Below are 17,403 nucleotides of genomic sequence, written 5' to 3' on the forward strand. Positions count from 1 at the left end.
AAGTCTCTAGTTTTAATATAGTACCAAATTGGTTCTATTTAAAGCAAAAGACGAATGATACCTTATTTTGCAATTTGGATCCAATGGTCTTGACCTGAAAATGAATCAAGTTTAGCCCTAAATTAATCAGGCTAAGAAAGAAGCTATTTTTTACTAATAGCCAAGCAAGTTGCGCAATTGACTAGCAGTTTTTTCTCGCTATAATGCCCATTTATTCGTTTACCGGTTTACTGATGAAAAAACTGTCTTTTAGAACTATTATTTTAGGCCTCGCTCTCTCTATTGCTTCTTTTTCTTATGCTGAACCCCTTAATATAGGTATTTTGAAAAATGAGCTAATGGTCTACCATGATTCTGGTCATTACCTAAAAGAAATATCCTGCGTTGTAGCAAAAGCTCAAAATTATATTCTGCAACAAGCGGCCCTTAATGAGCGCGGGGGTAATAAAAAGAAATTAGCCATTGTCTTTGATATCGATGAAACGAGTCTAAGTAACTACGAAAAAATTGCTCAACATCGATTCAGCGCGACTCACAAGCAAATTGTTCAAGCTATCTTGGCAGCCGATGCGCCAGCAATTCAACCGATGTTATCTTTGTACAAAAGTGCCCGTAAACGCGGCATTGAAGTATTCTTCGTCACAGGTCGCTCGATGGCTCTTATGAAAGCGACACGGAAAAATCTGCTTCGCGCCGGTTATCATCATTGGGCTGGACTTTACCTGCGTCCTGATGATTATAAGCAACCCTCAATTATCCCTTTCAAATTACAAGCTAGAAAATCAATTACTCAACAAGGGTATACGATTATTGCTTCGATTGGTGATCAAAACAGCGATTTTAGAGGTGGTTACACGCAAAAAGGGTTTAAGTTACCAAATCCTTATTATTACCTGCCTTAGATTAGGTTGGATTTGTCGGTAAAATCACCATTCGCGGCAAGAGAGAAAACCGCCAAACCTAGATCATAGCTAACGTAGATTGGGCCAAGGCCCAACCTAATTAGCGACTCAGCCCGTTTTATTCCTGCGTCTGATGATAATTAACTTCAATAATCTCATACTCAACCAAACCACCCGGTGTTTGCACAACGACGGTATCATCCACTTGCTTGCCGATTAAAGCACGGCCAATTGGGGAGCTGTAAGAAATTTTATTTATTTTAATATCCGCTTCATCTTCACCGACGATTTGGTAACTAATTTCTGCCTCATTTTGTAAGTGCAGTAATCGCACTTTGGCACCAAAAACGACTTTTCCATTATTCGGTAATTTACTGATATCCACTACCTGGCAGTGGGATAGTTTAGCTTCTAATTCTTTTATACGACCTTCATTAAAACTTTGTTGTTCACGAGCAGCATGATATTCAGCATTTTCCTTCAAATCACCATGTGCGCGAGCTGTAGCGATTGCCTCTATAATGCTTGGCCGTTCAACCGTTTTTAGACGGTGTAATTCTGTTTTAAGTGCCTCTGCCCCTTGAATCGTCATAGGATGCTTTTGCATATCCACCTCTAATGTAAATCTTGTAAACGGGTAACCGTTTCCCGATCTTCGTATTTCATCGCCAAGCAAGCCGCCTCGGCACCTGATAAAGTTGTAGTATAGCTAACCTTATGCTGCAATGCATTGCGTCTAATAGCAAAAGAATCAGCCGTTGCTTGTTTTCCTTCCGTGGTGTTTACAATGAAATCAATTTCATTGTTTTTAATAAAATCAACAACATGGGGACGTCCTTCTGCCACTTTAAATACGCGACGACAATCAATCCCCGCAGCTTGAAGTGCTAAAGCAGTGCCACGCGTTGCTATAATTTCAAAACCCAATTGAATGAGTCGCTTTGCAATTTCGCCGATTCGCGATTTATCTGCATCACGAACTGAAACGAAAGCACGTCTTCTTTTGACGATGTTACAACCTGCTCCTAACTGAGCTTTAGCATAAGCTTGTCCAAAACGTCTCGCAATACCCATCACTTCGCCCGTCGATTTCATTTCAGGCCCTAAAATAGAATCAACGCCAGAAAACTTGATAAATGGGAATACTGGTAGCTTGATTGAATAAAAAGAAGGCATTGGATAATGATGACTTAGCCCCTGTTGCCTCAGACTTTGGCCCACTTTACAGCGAGCCGCAATTTTGGCCAAAGGATAACCCGTCGCCTTAGACACAAAGGGAACAGTACGGGATGCACGGGGGTTTACTTCAAGTACATAAATATCATCGGCTTGAATAGCAAATTGGGCATTAATTAATCCCACCACACCTAATTTTAAAGCCATCTGCCGAATTTGTTCGATTAAATCATGCTGTACCACCACACTCAGGCTAAAAGGAGGTAAAGTACAGGCTGAATCCCCTGAATGTATCCCTGCCTGTTCAATATGTTCCATGATTGCGCCAATCATCACTTCTTCGCCATCACAAACCGCATCAACATCCACCTCAATGGCATCATTCAAAAACTTATCTAGGAGAACAGGTGAATCGTTAGACACTGCGACAGCATGGGCTAAATAGTGACGAAGGTCGTCTTCCTGGTAAACCACTTCCATTGCACGCCCACCCAAGACATAAGAGGGTCTAACAACTAGGGGATAGCCAATTCGTTTAGCGAGTGCAATCGCTTCTTCTTCGCTGCGTACCGTGCCATTTGCCGGTTGGTGCAGACCTAATTCAGTGACTAATTTTTGAAAGCGTTCTCGATCTTCTGCTTGATCTATCGCATCGGGAGAGGTACCAATGATGTTTACCCCATTCGCCTCCAACTGACGCGCTAATTTAAGAGGCGTTTGACCACCATAATGAACAATCACCCCGTCTGGTTTTTCTACGGCAACAATCGATAAAACATCTTCAAGTGTTAAAGGTTCAAAATAAAGGCGATCAGAAGTATCAAAATCCGTAGAAACTGTTTCAGGATTACAATTGACCATAATCGTTTGATAACCCGCTTCTCTTAAAGCCATTGCTGCATGAACACAGCAATAATCAAACTCGATTCCTTGACCAATTCGATTGGGACCGCCCCCTAAAATCATTATTTTCTTCTTACCTGTTTCTGGCCGTGCTTCACAAGCAGTTTCATAACAAGAATAAAGATAGGCTGTATCGCTAGGAAATTCTCCGGCGCAAGAATCGATACGTTTATAAACTGGGGTTATCCCTAATTCCAAACGACGGGTTCGTACTTGTTCCTCGGAACAATAAAATAATTTGGCAAGATAAACATCCGCAAATCCTCGGCGCTTCAATTGGCGCATAGTCAACTTATCGATGTCAAGAATTGACTTGCCTATCACCGTCTTCTCGATAAGAACAAGCTCTTGAATTTGGGCTAGAAACCAGGGATCAATTTTTGTTTCTTGGTAAATTTCTTCTAATGAAAGATCAAGGCGGAAGGCATCAGCGATGTACCATAATCTATCGGGAGTTGGTTCAAGCAAATGACCTCGTAGGCGTTCCATGTCTTCGTCTTCTTTGAACAAAGGATTTAGACCCGAGCGGCCAATTTCTAAACCACGGATAGCTTTTTGCAGCGATTCTTGAAAATTAGAACCAATGGCCATAACCTCACCCACTGATTTCATCTGCGTAGTCAGTGTGGTCGGCGTTTGGGGAAACTTATCAAAATTAAACCGTGGAATCTTCGTTACAACATAATCAATACTGGGTTCAAACGACGCTGGAGTCTTACCACCAGTAATTTCGTTATCCAACTCGTCCAAGGTATAACCTACCGCAAGCTTAGCCGCTACTTTAGCAATAGGGAAACCAGTGGCTTTAGATGCTAAAGCAGAACTTCTGGATACACGGGGATTCATCTCAACAACAAGCATAGTGCCATCTTCGGGATTGATCGCAAACTGTACATTCGACCCACCCGTATCAACACCTACAGCACGTAAGACTTTGATGGCTGCATCCCGCATGCGTTGGAATTCTTTATCAGTTAAGGTCTGCGCCGGTGCAACAGTAATGGAATCGCCGGTATGGATGCCCATGGGGTCGAAGTTTTCAATAGTACAGACGATAATGCAGTTATCATTTTTATCACGCACGACTTCCATTTCAAACTCTTTCCAACCTAAGACGGATTCATCAATGAGCAACTCTTTTGTCGGTGATAAATCTAAACCACGAGAACAAATCTCTTCGAACTCTTCACGATTGTAAGCGATACCTCCCCCACTACCACCCATAGTAAAGGAAGGACGTATGATGGCAGGATATCCCAACTGTGCTTGTACTTGAAACGCCTCTTCTAAACTATGTGCAATTGCCGAGCGCGGCATTTCTAAACCAATTTTTTTCATTAATTGACGAAATTTATCGCGGTCTTCCGCTCTATCAATTGCTTCGCGAGTGGCGCCAATCATTTCGACAGAGTATTTTTCTAAAATGCCTTCCCGAACCAAGTCTAAAGCGCAGTTTAGGGCAGTTTGCCCTCCCATGGTGGGCAACAAGGCGTCAGGACGCTCTTTTTCAATAATGCGTGCGACCTCTTGCCATTGTACGGGTTCGATATAAGTTGCGTCAGCAAGCTCAGGATCCGTCATAATTGTTGCTGGATTAGAATTAACAAGAATGACCCGATACCCTTCTTCCTTTAAGGCTCTAACTGCTTGTGTGCCTGAATAATCAAACTCGCAGGCTTGGCCGATAACAATTGGGCCTGCACCGAGGATAAGAATGGATTGGATATCAGTACGTTTAGGCATGATTACGACAGAGAAAAAGTCAAATGCCCTATTTTACCCAATTTTGCCTGGAGATTATACCTATACTTTTTTTATTTTATTATAGGGCCTGGTATCTCGCTTTCGCGGTCCAAGCAGAGGTCAAAACTTAGAGATTTGTTTGGCAGGTAGACAGTTGCAATATTTAACCACGATTCATCTAAAATCCTGATGCATTTTCGCCCAGATTCTTCCTAGAAATTCATGCATTGCCAGGCTTAAATAAAAGAGATTTTGCGGGTTGGGTAAATAACGTTTAGCCCAACGCTCATCATTCCAATAAAGGGTAAAATCTGTCGGTGCAGCAATTGGGTGTAAACCCTGCGCCCAACAAAGTTTCATAGCACGGGGCATATGAAGCGCTGAGGTTACTAAATAAAAAGGCTCATTATTAACGAGGGATTTGATTGCTTTCACTTGATCTGCTGTATTTATGGAGGCTGTTTCTAAAACGATATTGCTCGGCGGGATAGCAAACCATGAAGCGACCTCTGATAAATTTTTTGCTTCCGGCACTTCAAATCCATAACCTCCGCCGGATAAAACTATTTTAGCCGCGGGTAATTGCCGATATAAACGCAGACCTTCCATCAAACGTTTAATGCTCACTGTTGATAAAAGGGAATTAGGAGGGATGTAGTCTTTTTCAGCCTGACCACCACTTAAGACAACAACCCAATGAATTTTTGGATCCGCTGTAATGACAGGTAAATAGTCATCCTCAAGATTGCGGGTCAGGTTTTCAGCGAGCCAGCCTGTGCTGAAAAAAATCAATAAAAGAAAAACGAATAGCAGTCCGCCGCGAACAATAAGTCTGTCCCCTATTATCCAAAGCAATGTTAAAAAAACAGCAAAAAGCAGCAAGCTAATAAAAAAGGGATTTAAAATTACTTCGAATAAATGACGATAAATAGCCACTATCTCATCCTGCGCATTAAATAAAGTCCTAAGATAGCAAATAAGCAGGTTGGCGCGATCGCTGCAATTTCCGGAGGCCATTGCATGACCTGACTTACTGGACCGAAAAATCGATTGATAATATGAAAACCAAACCCAACTGTTGCCCCTGTCAATAATTTAGAACCCATGGTGGAGGAACGCAGCGGTCCAAAAATAAAAGGAATTGCAAGCACCATCATAACCATCGTCGTCAAAGGCTGAATCAGGCGCTGCCAAAACGATAAACGATAATTTAACGCATTTTGATAGCTCATTTTTTGGGCACGCAAAAATTGATTCAATTGGTGCAAGGTCATTTCATCAGGTTCATTGGAGCTTACACTGAGAATTTTCGGATTGACATTCACATCCCAAACCATCGAAGGAATATACCGTGACGCGGTATTCCCATGATTAATGGTTGTTTCAGCAATCGCATAGGCTACCCAGTGATTATTCACTAAATTGATTTTGTTAATCATCCTTGACATTCGCAGATGATGCTCCTCATCGAAACGATATTGATAAACGAGTACTAAATTATTTTGCGGTAAAATAGCGCCTATGAAAATAAAATCATTTTTATGACGCATCCAAACGCCAGCCGCTGTTCGCAGAGTTTGTCCTGAACTGAGCGCTTGAGACTTTTGATCATTGGCTAAATGAGACAATCTTGGAACAATGGTTTCACCCAATAGGGTAACAATAACAATAACGACCATCGCTGCTTTCAACACGGCCAAAGTAATTTGCCCAATCGACATACCCGCCGCTCGCATCACGATTAGCTCACGATGATTAGCCATAATGCCTAAGCCAATTAAACAGCCCAATAAGCTAGCCATAGGGAAAAACAAATAAACTTGGTAAGGCATTTGTAAAAAAACATAGAGAGCAGCTTGGATAATGCCATAGTCAGCCTTGCCTATATCATCAAGTTGATTAACAAATAGAATGAAAATTTGTAAACCTGCCAACATCAAAGTCACTAAAGAGATAGCTGCGAGTACCGATTTTGCAATGTAGCGATCAAGTAATTTCACGATAATTTCACCCGATTACGCCAAATCAATGCTAAACCTATCAAAGCAACCAAGAGATGCAGCCACCAAACGCCTATCCACCAGGGCACTTTTCCAGCTGCTAACCAGTCACGTGCAACAAAGATAAAGTTTGCATAGATAATATAAAGGACTAGTGCTGGTAATAATTTTGCATATTTCCCCGACCTGGGATTCACTCTACTAAGCGGCACTGCAACTAAGGTTAGAACCAATACCATAATGGGCACTGATAAGCGCCATTGTAATTCCGCGACCTTTGCTTTGTCGCTATTGTTCAAAGGTAATAAACTTCCGAAGCTGGCTGTACGTAGGTCTTTATTTAAATTATCAATTTTTGGATGCGGTAATCGCATTTTAAATTGTGCAAACTCTGCCGCTTGATAGGTGTTTAATCCAGGAGAGCCCTCATAAGCATGTCCTCCCTGAAAGACAAGATAGTCTTCATAGGTTTTAGGATCGGTTTCAGCAAAAGCACTTTCTGCCCAGAGAATGTCCCACTGGGGCGTATTATTTTTGATGATATGACGAGCCAGAAAAATATTCTTTGCTTTAGTGTGATCACGATTCATTGATTCCACATAAAAGATCCTTTTACCACTCGATTCTGCTCGAAAGCGACCGGGAACAATGAGTTGTACTAATGTTTGTACGCCTGAAGTCCGCAGCAATATAGTGCGTTGGGTATTGATGATAGGACTAGCCCAAGTCATAAGGATAGTTACTACAACAAAAATCAAAGCAGCCATAATCATGGTGTGTTTGAGTAATTGATTAGGCCCATAACCACAGGCTTGCAATACTGGCATTTCGCTCTCAGCGTACAAACGCCCATAGGCAACCAAAATCGCCACATAAAAGCCAAGTGGCAATAATAGAGCCATTAAATTAGGCATTTCCAGCATCATTACTTTCATAATGATCATGCCTGGAATCTGTCCACTCGCTGCACGATCTAAATAGTGCACAAACTGATTCGACATGAAAATCAGCATTAATATGCTGGTTAAAGCCACTAAAGTAACGAAAACTTCTTTGGCTAGATAACGAAAAATCAACACGACCTATTTCTCTACCTTTATTAGCAAACGCTTAATGCGCAAATTCTTACAAATCCAATTTGGTGTCACATTATACCCTTTGAAATTAACTTTGCCTAAGATCTTGGAAATTTACTGTCAAATAGGTCGACTGGGGAGTAAATTATCATAGCATCGGATTTCCCTCTGCGTCAGCGAAAGGGCAATGACGATACATTAGACAGTAGAATTGATGACCAAGGACAGGTAAACTACCGCTTTTGGTTAGAGGAAGCAAAATGCATTATAGTCTTCTGGACACGCCCACCCTAAAAACCAGTGAATGCCTGGTTCTTGGTCTCTTTGCTGATAATGAGTTTCCTGATTTTGTTAAAAAAATGGATGAGCAGCATAGCAATCTCATTACTCGACTTTTTGCCAAACTCGGCGAGATGGGGGATTCATTATGGCAAGCGGATATTGAGGGCTATAGCTTAGTACTTGTTCATTGCGGCAATAAAGCTTCATTTAAAATGAAACAATTGCGCAAAACCCTAAACGACATTGTTCCAGGACTCATCAAGCAGCGCTTTAGTTCTGCTACTTTTTGCCTTCCGCAAATTGTTGAGAATGATGCAGATTGGCAATTACAGCAAATGCTCCTGCAAATTGATTCACAACTTTATCAGCTGTCAGAATTCAAAACTAAAAATAATAAACTTACTCAACTTGATACTGTGCAATTTTATTTAGCCGATGCATCCAACAAGACTATCCAATCAGCCCAAGCCATTGCTGAAGGAATTAAATTGACTCGTACGCTAGCCGATTTGCCTTCGAATATCTGTACTCCAACTTATTTGGGTGAACAAGCGGCTGCTTTAGCTCAATCCCATGAAAACGTCTCGGCTAAAGTGATGGGACCTGCAGAGATGCGCGATTTAGGCATGGGAGCCTTGCTTGCTGTAAGCCAAGGAAGCCAACAAGAACCCCGTTTCATTGAACTTCATTATTGTGGTGGTGGCGATACACCTCCCGTTGTTTTAGTAGGTAAGGGAATAACCTTCGACTCAGGTGGTTTGTCTTTAAAGCCTGCTAATGCAATGGATGAGATGAAATATGATATGTCCGGTGCTGCATCTGTGCTTGGAACTTTGAAGGCCTGCGCAATGATGAAACTCCCCATCAACCTGATTGGCTTGATCCCCAGTGCAGAAAACATGCCGAGTGGCACAGCAGTCAAACCAGGTGATATTGTCACTAGTATGTCTGGACAAACGATTGAAATCTTAAACACCGATGCCGAAGGTCGCGTGGTGTTAGCAGATGCTCTCACTTACGCAGAACGTTTCAAACCGAAACTGGTCATTGATTTAGCCACACTGACTGGTGCCATCATCGTTGCCTTAGGTTATGCTACCTCAGGTTTTATGACTGAAGATGAAGAGCTGGCAGAATTAATTCTGCGTGCGGGAAAAGAAGCTGATGATAAGATCTGGCGCATGCCTTTGGATGAACTTTATCAAGAAGCGCTGGATAGCCCACTCGCTGATATGATTAATGCCTCCTTTGATCGTAGTGCTGGAGCCATTACTGCAGCTTGTTTTCTCTCTCGCTTTACTAAAAAATATCGTTGGGCACACATCGATATCGCTGGCACTGCTTGGATCTCTGGTAAAAAACGTATCGCGACCGGCAGACCTGTTTCATTACTTATTCAATTATTACGCCATGCCACCGATTCGCGTTGATTTTTATTTATTAGCTAATAGTGACAAGCAAGCCCAGTGGTTGCTTGCTTGTCGTTTGTTGGAAAAAGCCTATTTACGAGGCCATCGTGTATTTGTTTACTGTAATAATCAGCAAGAAGCGGAATCCTTAGATGAATTATTATGGACCTATAAAGACAACAGTTTCATCCCGCATAATCTGCAAGGAGAAGGCCCTGAACCTCCTCCCCCTATACAAATTGGTTATCGCGATGAGCCACGCGGTTATAACGATGTTCTTTTCAATTTAGCCACTGAAGTTCCGATTTTTTATCCGCGTTTTCGTCGAGTAATAGAAATTGTCACTAATGATGAATCCGCTAAAGAAGTGAGCCGAGCTCATTATCGAGAGTATCGCGCTAAGCACTGTGAATTACAAACACATGAAATCATTTGATTTTTTATATCAGCTTTAACTCTTAGTCTTATTTCAATGAATTTAGCAAAGGTATTTTGAATGCCAATGTTGCATTAATTTGAAAAAATATAGTGCGATTTAATATTTACTTAATACTAAAATTTTACAATATAAATATTTTTATACCTCAATTTAAGGTCGACTTGAATGCGTAGTAAAACAGAAATTCAGATCAATGCAGATTCTTACATAGCTAGTTTTAATTCTTTTCTATCACAACAAGATCCTTCAGGTATGGAAAACTTGTCGCTTCTAATAGAAACAGTCAATTCTTTTATAGGAAAATTAAAGAGTATTGATGAAAAAAACGTAGAGGAAATCAATCTATTAGAGGAAGTCATTTCACCTTTAATAAAAGAGATTAAAGAAGAAATTATAGCGCTGATAAAGCATCAAACACATCATCAAGCTAGTGCTAAAAATGTAAAAGAAAAATTACCCAAATCGAATGCTCCATTTTCAATAGAAGATTTTTCTTCTTTAATTGAAGAATATAATAATTTTCTAAATCCAAATGCAAAACTGCAAGAGGATGCAAAGCTTATTATTGAAGATGTGCCAAAATATATTCAGCTTTTTAGTGATCTTCCCATAGATTTATCTAATCCTATTAAAGCAATAACTAAACTGAATGAGGCGTTAAAACGGATTGATAGCAAGCAGATCCGAGAATTAAAAGCCGCACACCAACAGCTTTCTCTCGTAATTAGATCAGCACAAACTGAGATGATGGAATATTTCTTAAAACAAGCTAATGACAATAAAGCGACAGCCTACATTAAGAAATTGGAAGAATATCAAGAGATTTTTAATCAGACTCGCTTTACCCGCTTAGCACCAGAAACCATGGTATCGCTAATTGAAGAATTTAAAAAAATTGTTCACTACGCGATGCAAATAGAATCAGCAACTGCCTTAGATAATAGCCCTACCCCTTCTGCCACCATTTCGGTTATTAAAACCGCAAGTGATAAAAAAAGAAAACCCAGAAGAACAACAATTACCTTCCAAGGTGATCCTCCTCCTGATGCAGATATAATCAAGAGAAGGGAAAAGGTGGTTTTGGTTTCTGAGCCTACTAAAACGACCTCTCCCTCTTATCAAGAACAAGTTGATACAATCGATGCAGACACAGCAGAGGTAAATCAAAAACTGCAGAAGCTAGATGCTAAAAATAAAGGCAGAGAGCTAGCATTAAACGCCTATAACGATCGGGTGATCAAAGATCAACAAGATAAAATTAAGAAAATTCACGAAAAGATAGCTGTATTAAATAGAGAAAGAAGTCCCTACAAACTTTATTTAAAAATACTTCTATCGAGAATTCTAAGCGATAGTGAGCAAAGAGAAATTAAGGAACTAAAAGAGAAAGAGTCTATTGCTTCGCAGATTGGAGACACTGTTAAATCGATTATTCCCTCTCAGCAAGAAACCTTGTCAAACATTACTCAATTCTTAGGTATAGCTAAATCATTAAATGATGTTAAGCGCGAGTTTTCCACATCTCACCATGGAGCTACTGTAGAATCTTTAATTGTTAAAGAAACGGAATACTTGGAAAAACTAACTCAACTTTGTAATGAAGCTGAGCAAGAAAGTGAGCGAATTAATCAACGAATTAATGAAATTCACCATCAAGAAATCCTTAGCTCCTTACCAGCGACTAGGGTTGAAGAAAAATATAAAGAACTAGTTGAGCAAGAAGGTCCACTCAGTAAGTCTGAAGAAGAATATAAAGCACTCTACGAGCAAAAAGCTGAATTAGCTAAGGCTGAAAAAGAATATAATGCTCTCTGCAAGAATTTTAATGAAACTTTTTTGACAACCAAAGAGCTGCCAAGTGCTCCTGTAGGTGCTAAGTTAACTGAGTTGTCTTCAACACTTAACAGCCTTAGAGCAGACCAAAATCTGGCTGTCATCAATGTAGGGACGCGTATTGAGGAACTTAGTAAGATCCCGATGCTGCAGATAGATGAACTTAAAGCACGAGCGACAACTTTTCAATCTGAAATTTCTTTATTAAATGATAGATTGAACATTCTTCACGATCATATTGAAAAATACAATGGAGCTGTTGACGCAGTTTTAAATGAGAGAACGCAATTTAATCAAGAATGTGTAGATGCGCTTCAGGCCGTCAAAGATTTATTTGAAAAAACCCAACCCCATGCCAAAGCTTATGGTCTGTCTGAGAACGATTTAGACAATATAAAATTACAAATTTCCAAAGCAGAAAAGCTTGGAAAATTTCTTCTCACTCAATATAACGCATACCCCCAACCTCTCATCTATGACTCTAAAAAACGAGATTATTTAAGTTTGCTAGCAATGGTTAAATTTGATTTAGAAGCTAAGCTATCTGCAGGGAATGGGGCTTTTCTGCAAAAAGCGGTTGAGTTACAAAAAAATCTAAGCATTTTAAGAGAGAAAGTTAAAAATAATTCCAATTTACTTAAGTTGACTCCGAATGAATTAGCTCATGCAGAAGAATGTTTAAATAAGATAGAAACAACATTGAAGGGAGTAGCTAGACCTCAAGTGAAAGATTTATCAAATCCTTTCCGTTTAGATTTCCAAAAATTAACGCGGCTAGATAGGCAACTTGGAGAGCAAAACCTAGCAATCGATGAGGCCATTGAAAAAGCAAAACAGATAAAAAAAGCTTCTATGGTACAAAATCGTACTAGACCCTCTGTATCTGCAAATCTAATACAAAAAAATTCAGAGAAGATATTAAACAGGCAAGCCTCTATTACCCCCGCTCCTCTTGAGCAAAAGACAGTTAAACCTAGCACTGAAGCACACCCTGTTATAATACAACCAGTCCGGAAAAGTGAGCCTCAAACAACTCCGAGTTTCGCCAAAGGTAACCATGGTAGTGATTCTGCAGTGCAAGAAGATATTAAGAGCATGTTGGAGAAATTGGGTAAAGAAGAAGCTACTTCCAGATCGCTTGACGACGAAATAGCCTCCGCTGCTCAAACATTACAAACACCAACTGTTATTGAAATTGCAGCAAATAAAGTCTCTGAAAGTGAAAATGCCCCTATAGAAGAAGTTCAAATTATTAAAACAATGATAGACAAAATTGCTAAGGAAATTGAACGTATTAAGGAATTTGATAATAATGATCTTCGTATTCCGATTCTCCAATGCATGAAAGATGAATTAGGTGAACTAGCTAATTCTCCACCGAATAGCTCAGATGATTTCATTACATTTTCCATAAAGTCGATAAGTCAAGCACTTAGATCAGAACAATCCAACTATCATCGCTTGTCTACTGAGGTCGCAGATAGCTTAAATAACTTTATCAATTGGCTTTTGCGACCAATAACTTGGGGAATTAAAGCCTGGAAAGGTGAAACTTATAGAGCGCGCTTTTTCCCCGATTTCTCTGAAACTGTTGTTGCTAATGCGGCAGAAGAAGCACATAAGAGTCTGAGACAGTTGCAGCAGCAAAGACTGGAATCGAAAGTGTCTCAGGATGAAGATAACAACTCTGATGCAAAACTGCCCCTTATAAGCTAGTTTGCTCCCCCGTGCCCCTCCGCGAAAGCGAGGGGCCAAGCATTTAATGACTACTTTTCTTAATAAGTAGATAGAGATCCGGAATCCTCTTTTCACAGAGGGTTTAGGGTCCAAATCTCTTTAAGGCTAAGACCCACAACATCTCATTAAAAATCCCCAAAAAACCACAGCAACTTTCTGTTTCTGCTAGTTTAATAATCCCATAAGTCTCTTATGCTATGATTAGCATAATGTATAAAAAAAGTAAAAGTGACTTAATTTTTCTCATCCTGAGATTGAGGTATCATGCCTAAGACCCCATACCAAGCAATGCTTGCTTATAATGAATTTTTGAAGAGAAAATTCATATTGCATGGAGCTGATGACTCAAAACTAGTTTTATTAACCCCATTCCGTGCAATCGGCACTCCACCAGGCGGCGGTTTACCTTCATTTAGTGAGCTCAGTGAAATAGCAACCCCCAGTACTTTAGAAAAGAAAAAGGTTTATTCCCATGGCGAAGCCAAGCTCTCAATAGTCAATCAAGATAATAACTATCAGACCACTGTCTATGTCACTACAGCAGAAAAAATAAGAAGCGCTCTGCGTAATGGCGTTTTTGAAGCAAGTAGTATTCAAGATCCTCTCGCTAAAATGATTGCACAAATCGGTGAATATAAACGCACAGTCTTTGAGCGCTCCACCGAATTAGGGTTAAAAGTCAGAAAAAACGAAGAAAGATTGGTCGTTGCCGATATGGCACAAAGGTTGATTGAGGCTTTACAGCCGCTGAATCGCTCTGTTAATCGCTATCAGTCTGTCAAAACACCTGAAGAAAATTTAGCAACGATTACTAAAAAGCTTAAAAAGCTCAGGGAAAATTTGCAAGAAAAAATTGACAGCATGAAGGACAAAAAAGAACAAGCCCCCTACTCTGGGCTCATCCATTGTGCAGCCACCCTGAAATACGCGACCTACCAATATGAAAAATCGCTAGCAGCGATAAAAAATCCCTCAGAAGAGCAGGTCAGAGCAATTTTAGGCAGTTATGGTAGTAGTGATAATTTATTAAAATATTTTTTACAGCAGCAAATAAATACGATCACTCAAATAACGATCGATACAAATTACAGCATTACTGGGCTATATCAAGATGCTAGCGGTTTATCTCAAGCTTTGCTTGATGCTCAATTCACTGGTGAAGGCTATTCCAGTCAAATGACGGATTATCATAACACCGTCACTAAAGCCCACAGTTTGGATTTTTCTGCAAAAAAACAAAATGAGCTAGTGACTGTTGATTTAGCTGAATATGGTTTCAAACCCAAATCGAAGGTCGATTTAGCAAAGCGAATTGCTTTAATCACACGAAACGAAGAGGGTGGCAAGCTATACAAAGACAGTGATGACACTGTCATGTTGATTAACTTCAGAGGGGAGAAGGGAAAAATACCCGGCTACACCGCCGCCAAAAAAGGCTTATTTGTCCTCGTTAATTTTGGCATCGATGTGGTTTCCTTTGGTCTTGATCTCATGTACTCAGGCGTCTTTGTAGCAGGAGGTGGAGTGAATCTTGCTCTTAGAGCCTTCGGTCGCGCGCCTTTTAAGATTCCTGCCTTTCCTAGCGAGCAAGCTTTCTTACAAAAATGGGATATTGCTGAGGCTAAATATAAAACACTGAGTGAAACTCAAGCCCTTTTTGATGACGAAGCGCTTACCCAAGTGCCCAATGGCGGTATCTTTGTAACAGGCATGCAATTTCTCGGTCAGCAACTCACTAATTTTACTCTGAACCCCTTAGGTGAAGTGATTAAAGGCGTCACGGTTCATTTTTGGGAAGGTATAAAAGATATTTATAATGATGTAACCATTGGCAGAAATCCAATCAGCGATAATGACCTACTACAACTACTCAACTCACGTCTAAAAGACGATGAAAGAATTACTCATCTCCATCAGCAAAAAATTAGGGACTTACATCGTACTTATAAAAATCAAATTCCATCTCACAGCGAAATATTTAAACAATTTGATCATTATATCGAAGCAACTGCCGATTATCGGTTAAATCCAGATAGTCCAGAAGATTTTGTATCCTGGGCTTCTAATGATTTTACGCGAAGTATCGTTGAAGTGTTTAGCAAAGAAATTTATCGTGCTCATCCCATTGGCAGTCTCGCCTTTACTTTAGCAGCCTGTACTGCAGCACCAATGGCCATGCCCTTCCTAGTAAAATACTCTTTCTTTCATTTTATGTACACGAAACTGAATATCCCCATAGCAAAAGCCTTGGTGGGCGAAACGCAGGGACTCATGTCGTCTTTCTCTACCGCTCTGATTAATGGGAAAGCCGCTTTTCTATTCACCGATTTAACCAGTGGTAAAAACAGTCTTGCTATCCGTGGTGCAGAAATGCTCATTGAAAATCCAGTGCTAGCCGCCATCGTTGGTACAGCCGCTATTGGATTAGGTTTTGAAATTGCTTATAAGGCCAATATTCCTTGGTTAAGTAGTTCAATAGCAGACGAAGTGAGGCACGCGGCTTTTCCCTATCTTGAGCTTGGGATCTCAGGCGCAAAATTAGCAGCCATCGTTATCGAAAGTGGTATTCGCTATGACTGGGAAGAAGAATTTGAACAAGAGCCTGAGATGGATGCAGGGGAAAAAGAATTAGCTATTCAACAAGCCAATACCAAAGCAGTTCATCAAGCCCGAGCAAGTATAGAAGATTTACGCCCTGAAATTAAAGCAGCGATTACGGTAGGTTACAAAAAAGAGCGAAATATCGAAAATTTATCCCCAGAAGAGGAAAAACAAATCGATGTCCAAACGACCCAATACCTCGACGCATTCAAAGATGCTCTGCGCTCAGATTACTCTGATTTGATGGTCAATTCGCTTGAAGAGGCCATTGCCGACTATGTCCACAGAAATACTTCGCCTTCCGAAGAAATGAAGGACAACATAATCCCCAAATTGCAAGACAACTTCAAGCGTGCCCGCATACGTCATCAAATTTTGCAACTTGAGCCAGATAACTTACCGCAAGATGAAAAATATAAAATAATGCATTATGTCAACACCCATTATGCAGACAATCCCGAATATATTTCTGCAGTAAAATATAAATTAATGGGTGGGCATGAACGAATTGGAGGATTAGCCGGCTCCATAAAAATGGCTCTTTCCTATATTCCTGCTCTAAGTCGAGCAAGCGTAGCTCTGATTTTAATTTCAGGATTGGCCATTGCCTCCCTTTTTAATCCCAAGCTCCGTGAACGCAGTTTTAGTTTTCAGCCAGTGCAAGATTTGCTGAATAAGGCAAGGGTTGATTTTGGGTTAATCGTGCGGGCAATGGCCAATGTGGTAAGAATGAGCTGGGAATTAGTGGGTGCTGTCTTACGAGTCCCTATCGTTATTACTTATGCTCTGGTTGCAAGTCCCTTACTTATTGGTCAATACCTCACCTCTTCTCATTATTTTCCGACTCCTAACGAAATGAATTCGGTGTTATCTGAGCTGATGTTTGCACCCGGCAAAATCAGCCAAATTTTTAATGCGGTGATTGGTTTTTTCCGTGCAGGCGCTTCTGCAAAAGACTTAGAAGTAGCAACAAATGATGTGATGTCGCAAGAAACCAGCGAAAATATTATGCAGCTTCAACCTCTAATTCCCCAGACAATTGCCCCTCAAAAGATCTTGGAGCAGCCGATGGAGGAGTTATTGACACCCGCTGGCGATAGCACATCCCTGATGAATAATCTCTTTGAACAATCTGATACCAAAGAAAAAGAACAGCAACAACCGTCCGGGCCAGTGACTAAGGCTCAGCCTGAAAAAGTTAAATCAGAGAGGGAAAAAGCACAATGGCAGCAGCTTCCAAGAGAAGAAGTTAGCGAAGATCCTCTTAGCACAACCATAAATCAGAAATCCCTGTAACATAGT

10 protein-coding genes are annotated in these 17,403 nt (G+C 40.4%); 5 read left to right on the forward strand and 5 right to left on the reverse strand.

Annotation, left to right across the window (positions count from 1 at the left end):
* Positions 1 to 233: 233 nt before the first annotated feature.
* Positions 234 to 902, forward strand: coding sequence for an HAD family acid phosphatase (locus tag Ldro_RS11080; RefSeq protein ID WP_058496763.1), 669 nt, complete (start codon positions 234 to 236; stop codon positions 900 to 902).
* A gap of 118 nt (positions 903 to 1,020) precedes the next feature.
* Here Ldro_RS11080 and greA read toward each other — a convergent pair whose 3' ends face one another.
* From greA to lptF, 5 genes are all read right to left on the reverse strand, one after another.
* On the reverse strand, positions 1,021 to 1,509 hold the full coding sequence (greA, locus tag Ldro_RS11085) for a transcription elongation factor GreA (protein ID WP_058496479.1): 489 nt from the start codon (positions 1,507 to 1,509) through the stop codon (positions 1,021 to 1,023).
* 8 nt (positions 1,510 to 1,517) lie between these two features.
* A complete protein-coding gene (gene carB, locus Ldro_RS11090) occupies positions 1,518 to 4,724 on the reverse strand; it encodes a carbamoyl-phosphate synthase large subunit (protein ID WP_058496480.1) in 3,207 nt (1,068 codons plus the stop codon).
* A gap of 174 nt (positions 4,725 to 4,898) precedes the next feature.
* Positions 4,899 to 5,660: a YdcF family protein gene (locus tag Ldro_RS11095; RefSeq protein ID WP_058496481.1), complete on the reverse strand. Its 762-nt coding sequence runs from the start codon at positions 5,658 to 5,660 to the stop codon at positions 4,899 to 4,901.
* Complete coding sequence (gene lptG, locus Ldro_RS11100; RefSeq protein ID WP_058496482.1) at positions 5,660 to 6,730, reverse strand: LPS export ABC transporter permease LptG; 1,071 nt, start codon at positions 6,728 to 6,730, stop codon at positions 5,660 to 5,662. The genes Ldro_RS11095 and lptG overlap by 1 nt, the downstream gene beginning before the upstream one ends.
* The gene (gene lptF / locus Ldro_RS11105) at positions 6,721 to 7,803 is read right to left on the reverse strand and encodes an LPS export ABC transporter permease LptF (RefSeq protein WP_058496483.1); all 1,083 of its coding nucleotides are present in this window, start codon (positions 7,801 to 7,803) and stop codon (positions 6,721 to 6,723) included. Before lptF ends, lptG begins: the two co-directional genes overlap by 10 nt.
* A gap of 257 nt (positions 7,804 to 8,060) precedes the next feature.
* Here lptF and Ldro_RS11110 point away from each other — a divergent pair, with 257 nt between their 5' ends.
* From Ldro_RS11110 to Ldro_RS11125, 4 genes are all read left to right on the forward strand, one after another.
* Entirely contained in the window at positions 8,061 to 9,512 is a 1,452-nt protein-coding gene (locus Ldro_RS11110; protein ID WP_058496484.1) for a leucyl aminopeptidase, read from the forward strand.
* Positions 9,493 to 9,927 carry a DNA polymerase III subunit chi gene (locus Ldro_RS11115; protein ID WP_058496485.1) on the forward strand — a complete coding sequence of 145 codons (435 nt, stop codon included), beginning with the start codon at positions 9,493 to 9,495 and terminating at the stop codon, positions 9,925 to 9,927. The genes Ldro_RS11110 and Ldro_RS11115 overlap by 20 nt, the downstream gene beginning before the upstream one ends.
* A gap of 168 nt (positions 9,928 to 10,095) precedes the next feature.
* Positions 10,096 to 13,479 (forward strand): hypothetical protein, encoded by a 3,384-nt coding sequence (locus tag Ldro_RS11120; RefSeq protein WP_058496486.1) that lies wholly within the window; start codon positions 10,096 to 10,098, stop codon positions 13,477 to 13,479.
* Between the two features lie 285 nt (positions 13,480 to 13,764).
* Positions 13,765 to 17,397 carry a hypothetical protein gene (locus Ldro_RS11125; protein ID WP_058496487.1) on the forward strand — a complete coding sequence of 1,211 codons (3,633 nt, stop codon included), beginning with the start codon at positions 13,765 to 13,767 and terminating at the stop codon, positions 17,395 to 17,397.
* The last annotated feature ends 6 nt before the right edge of the window (positions 17,398 to 17,403 follow it).

It is taken from the genome of Legionella drozanskii LLAP-1, assembly GCF_001467585.1.
GTDB classification, from domain to species: Bacteria; Pseudomonadota; Gammaproteobacteria; order Legionellales; family Legionellaceae; genus Tatlockia; species Tatlockia drozanskii.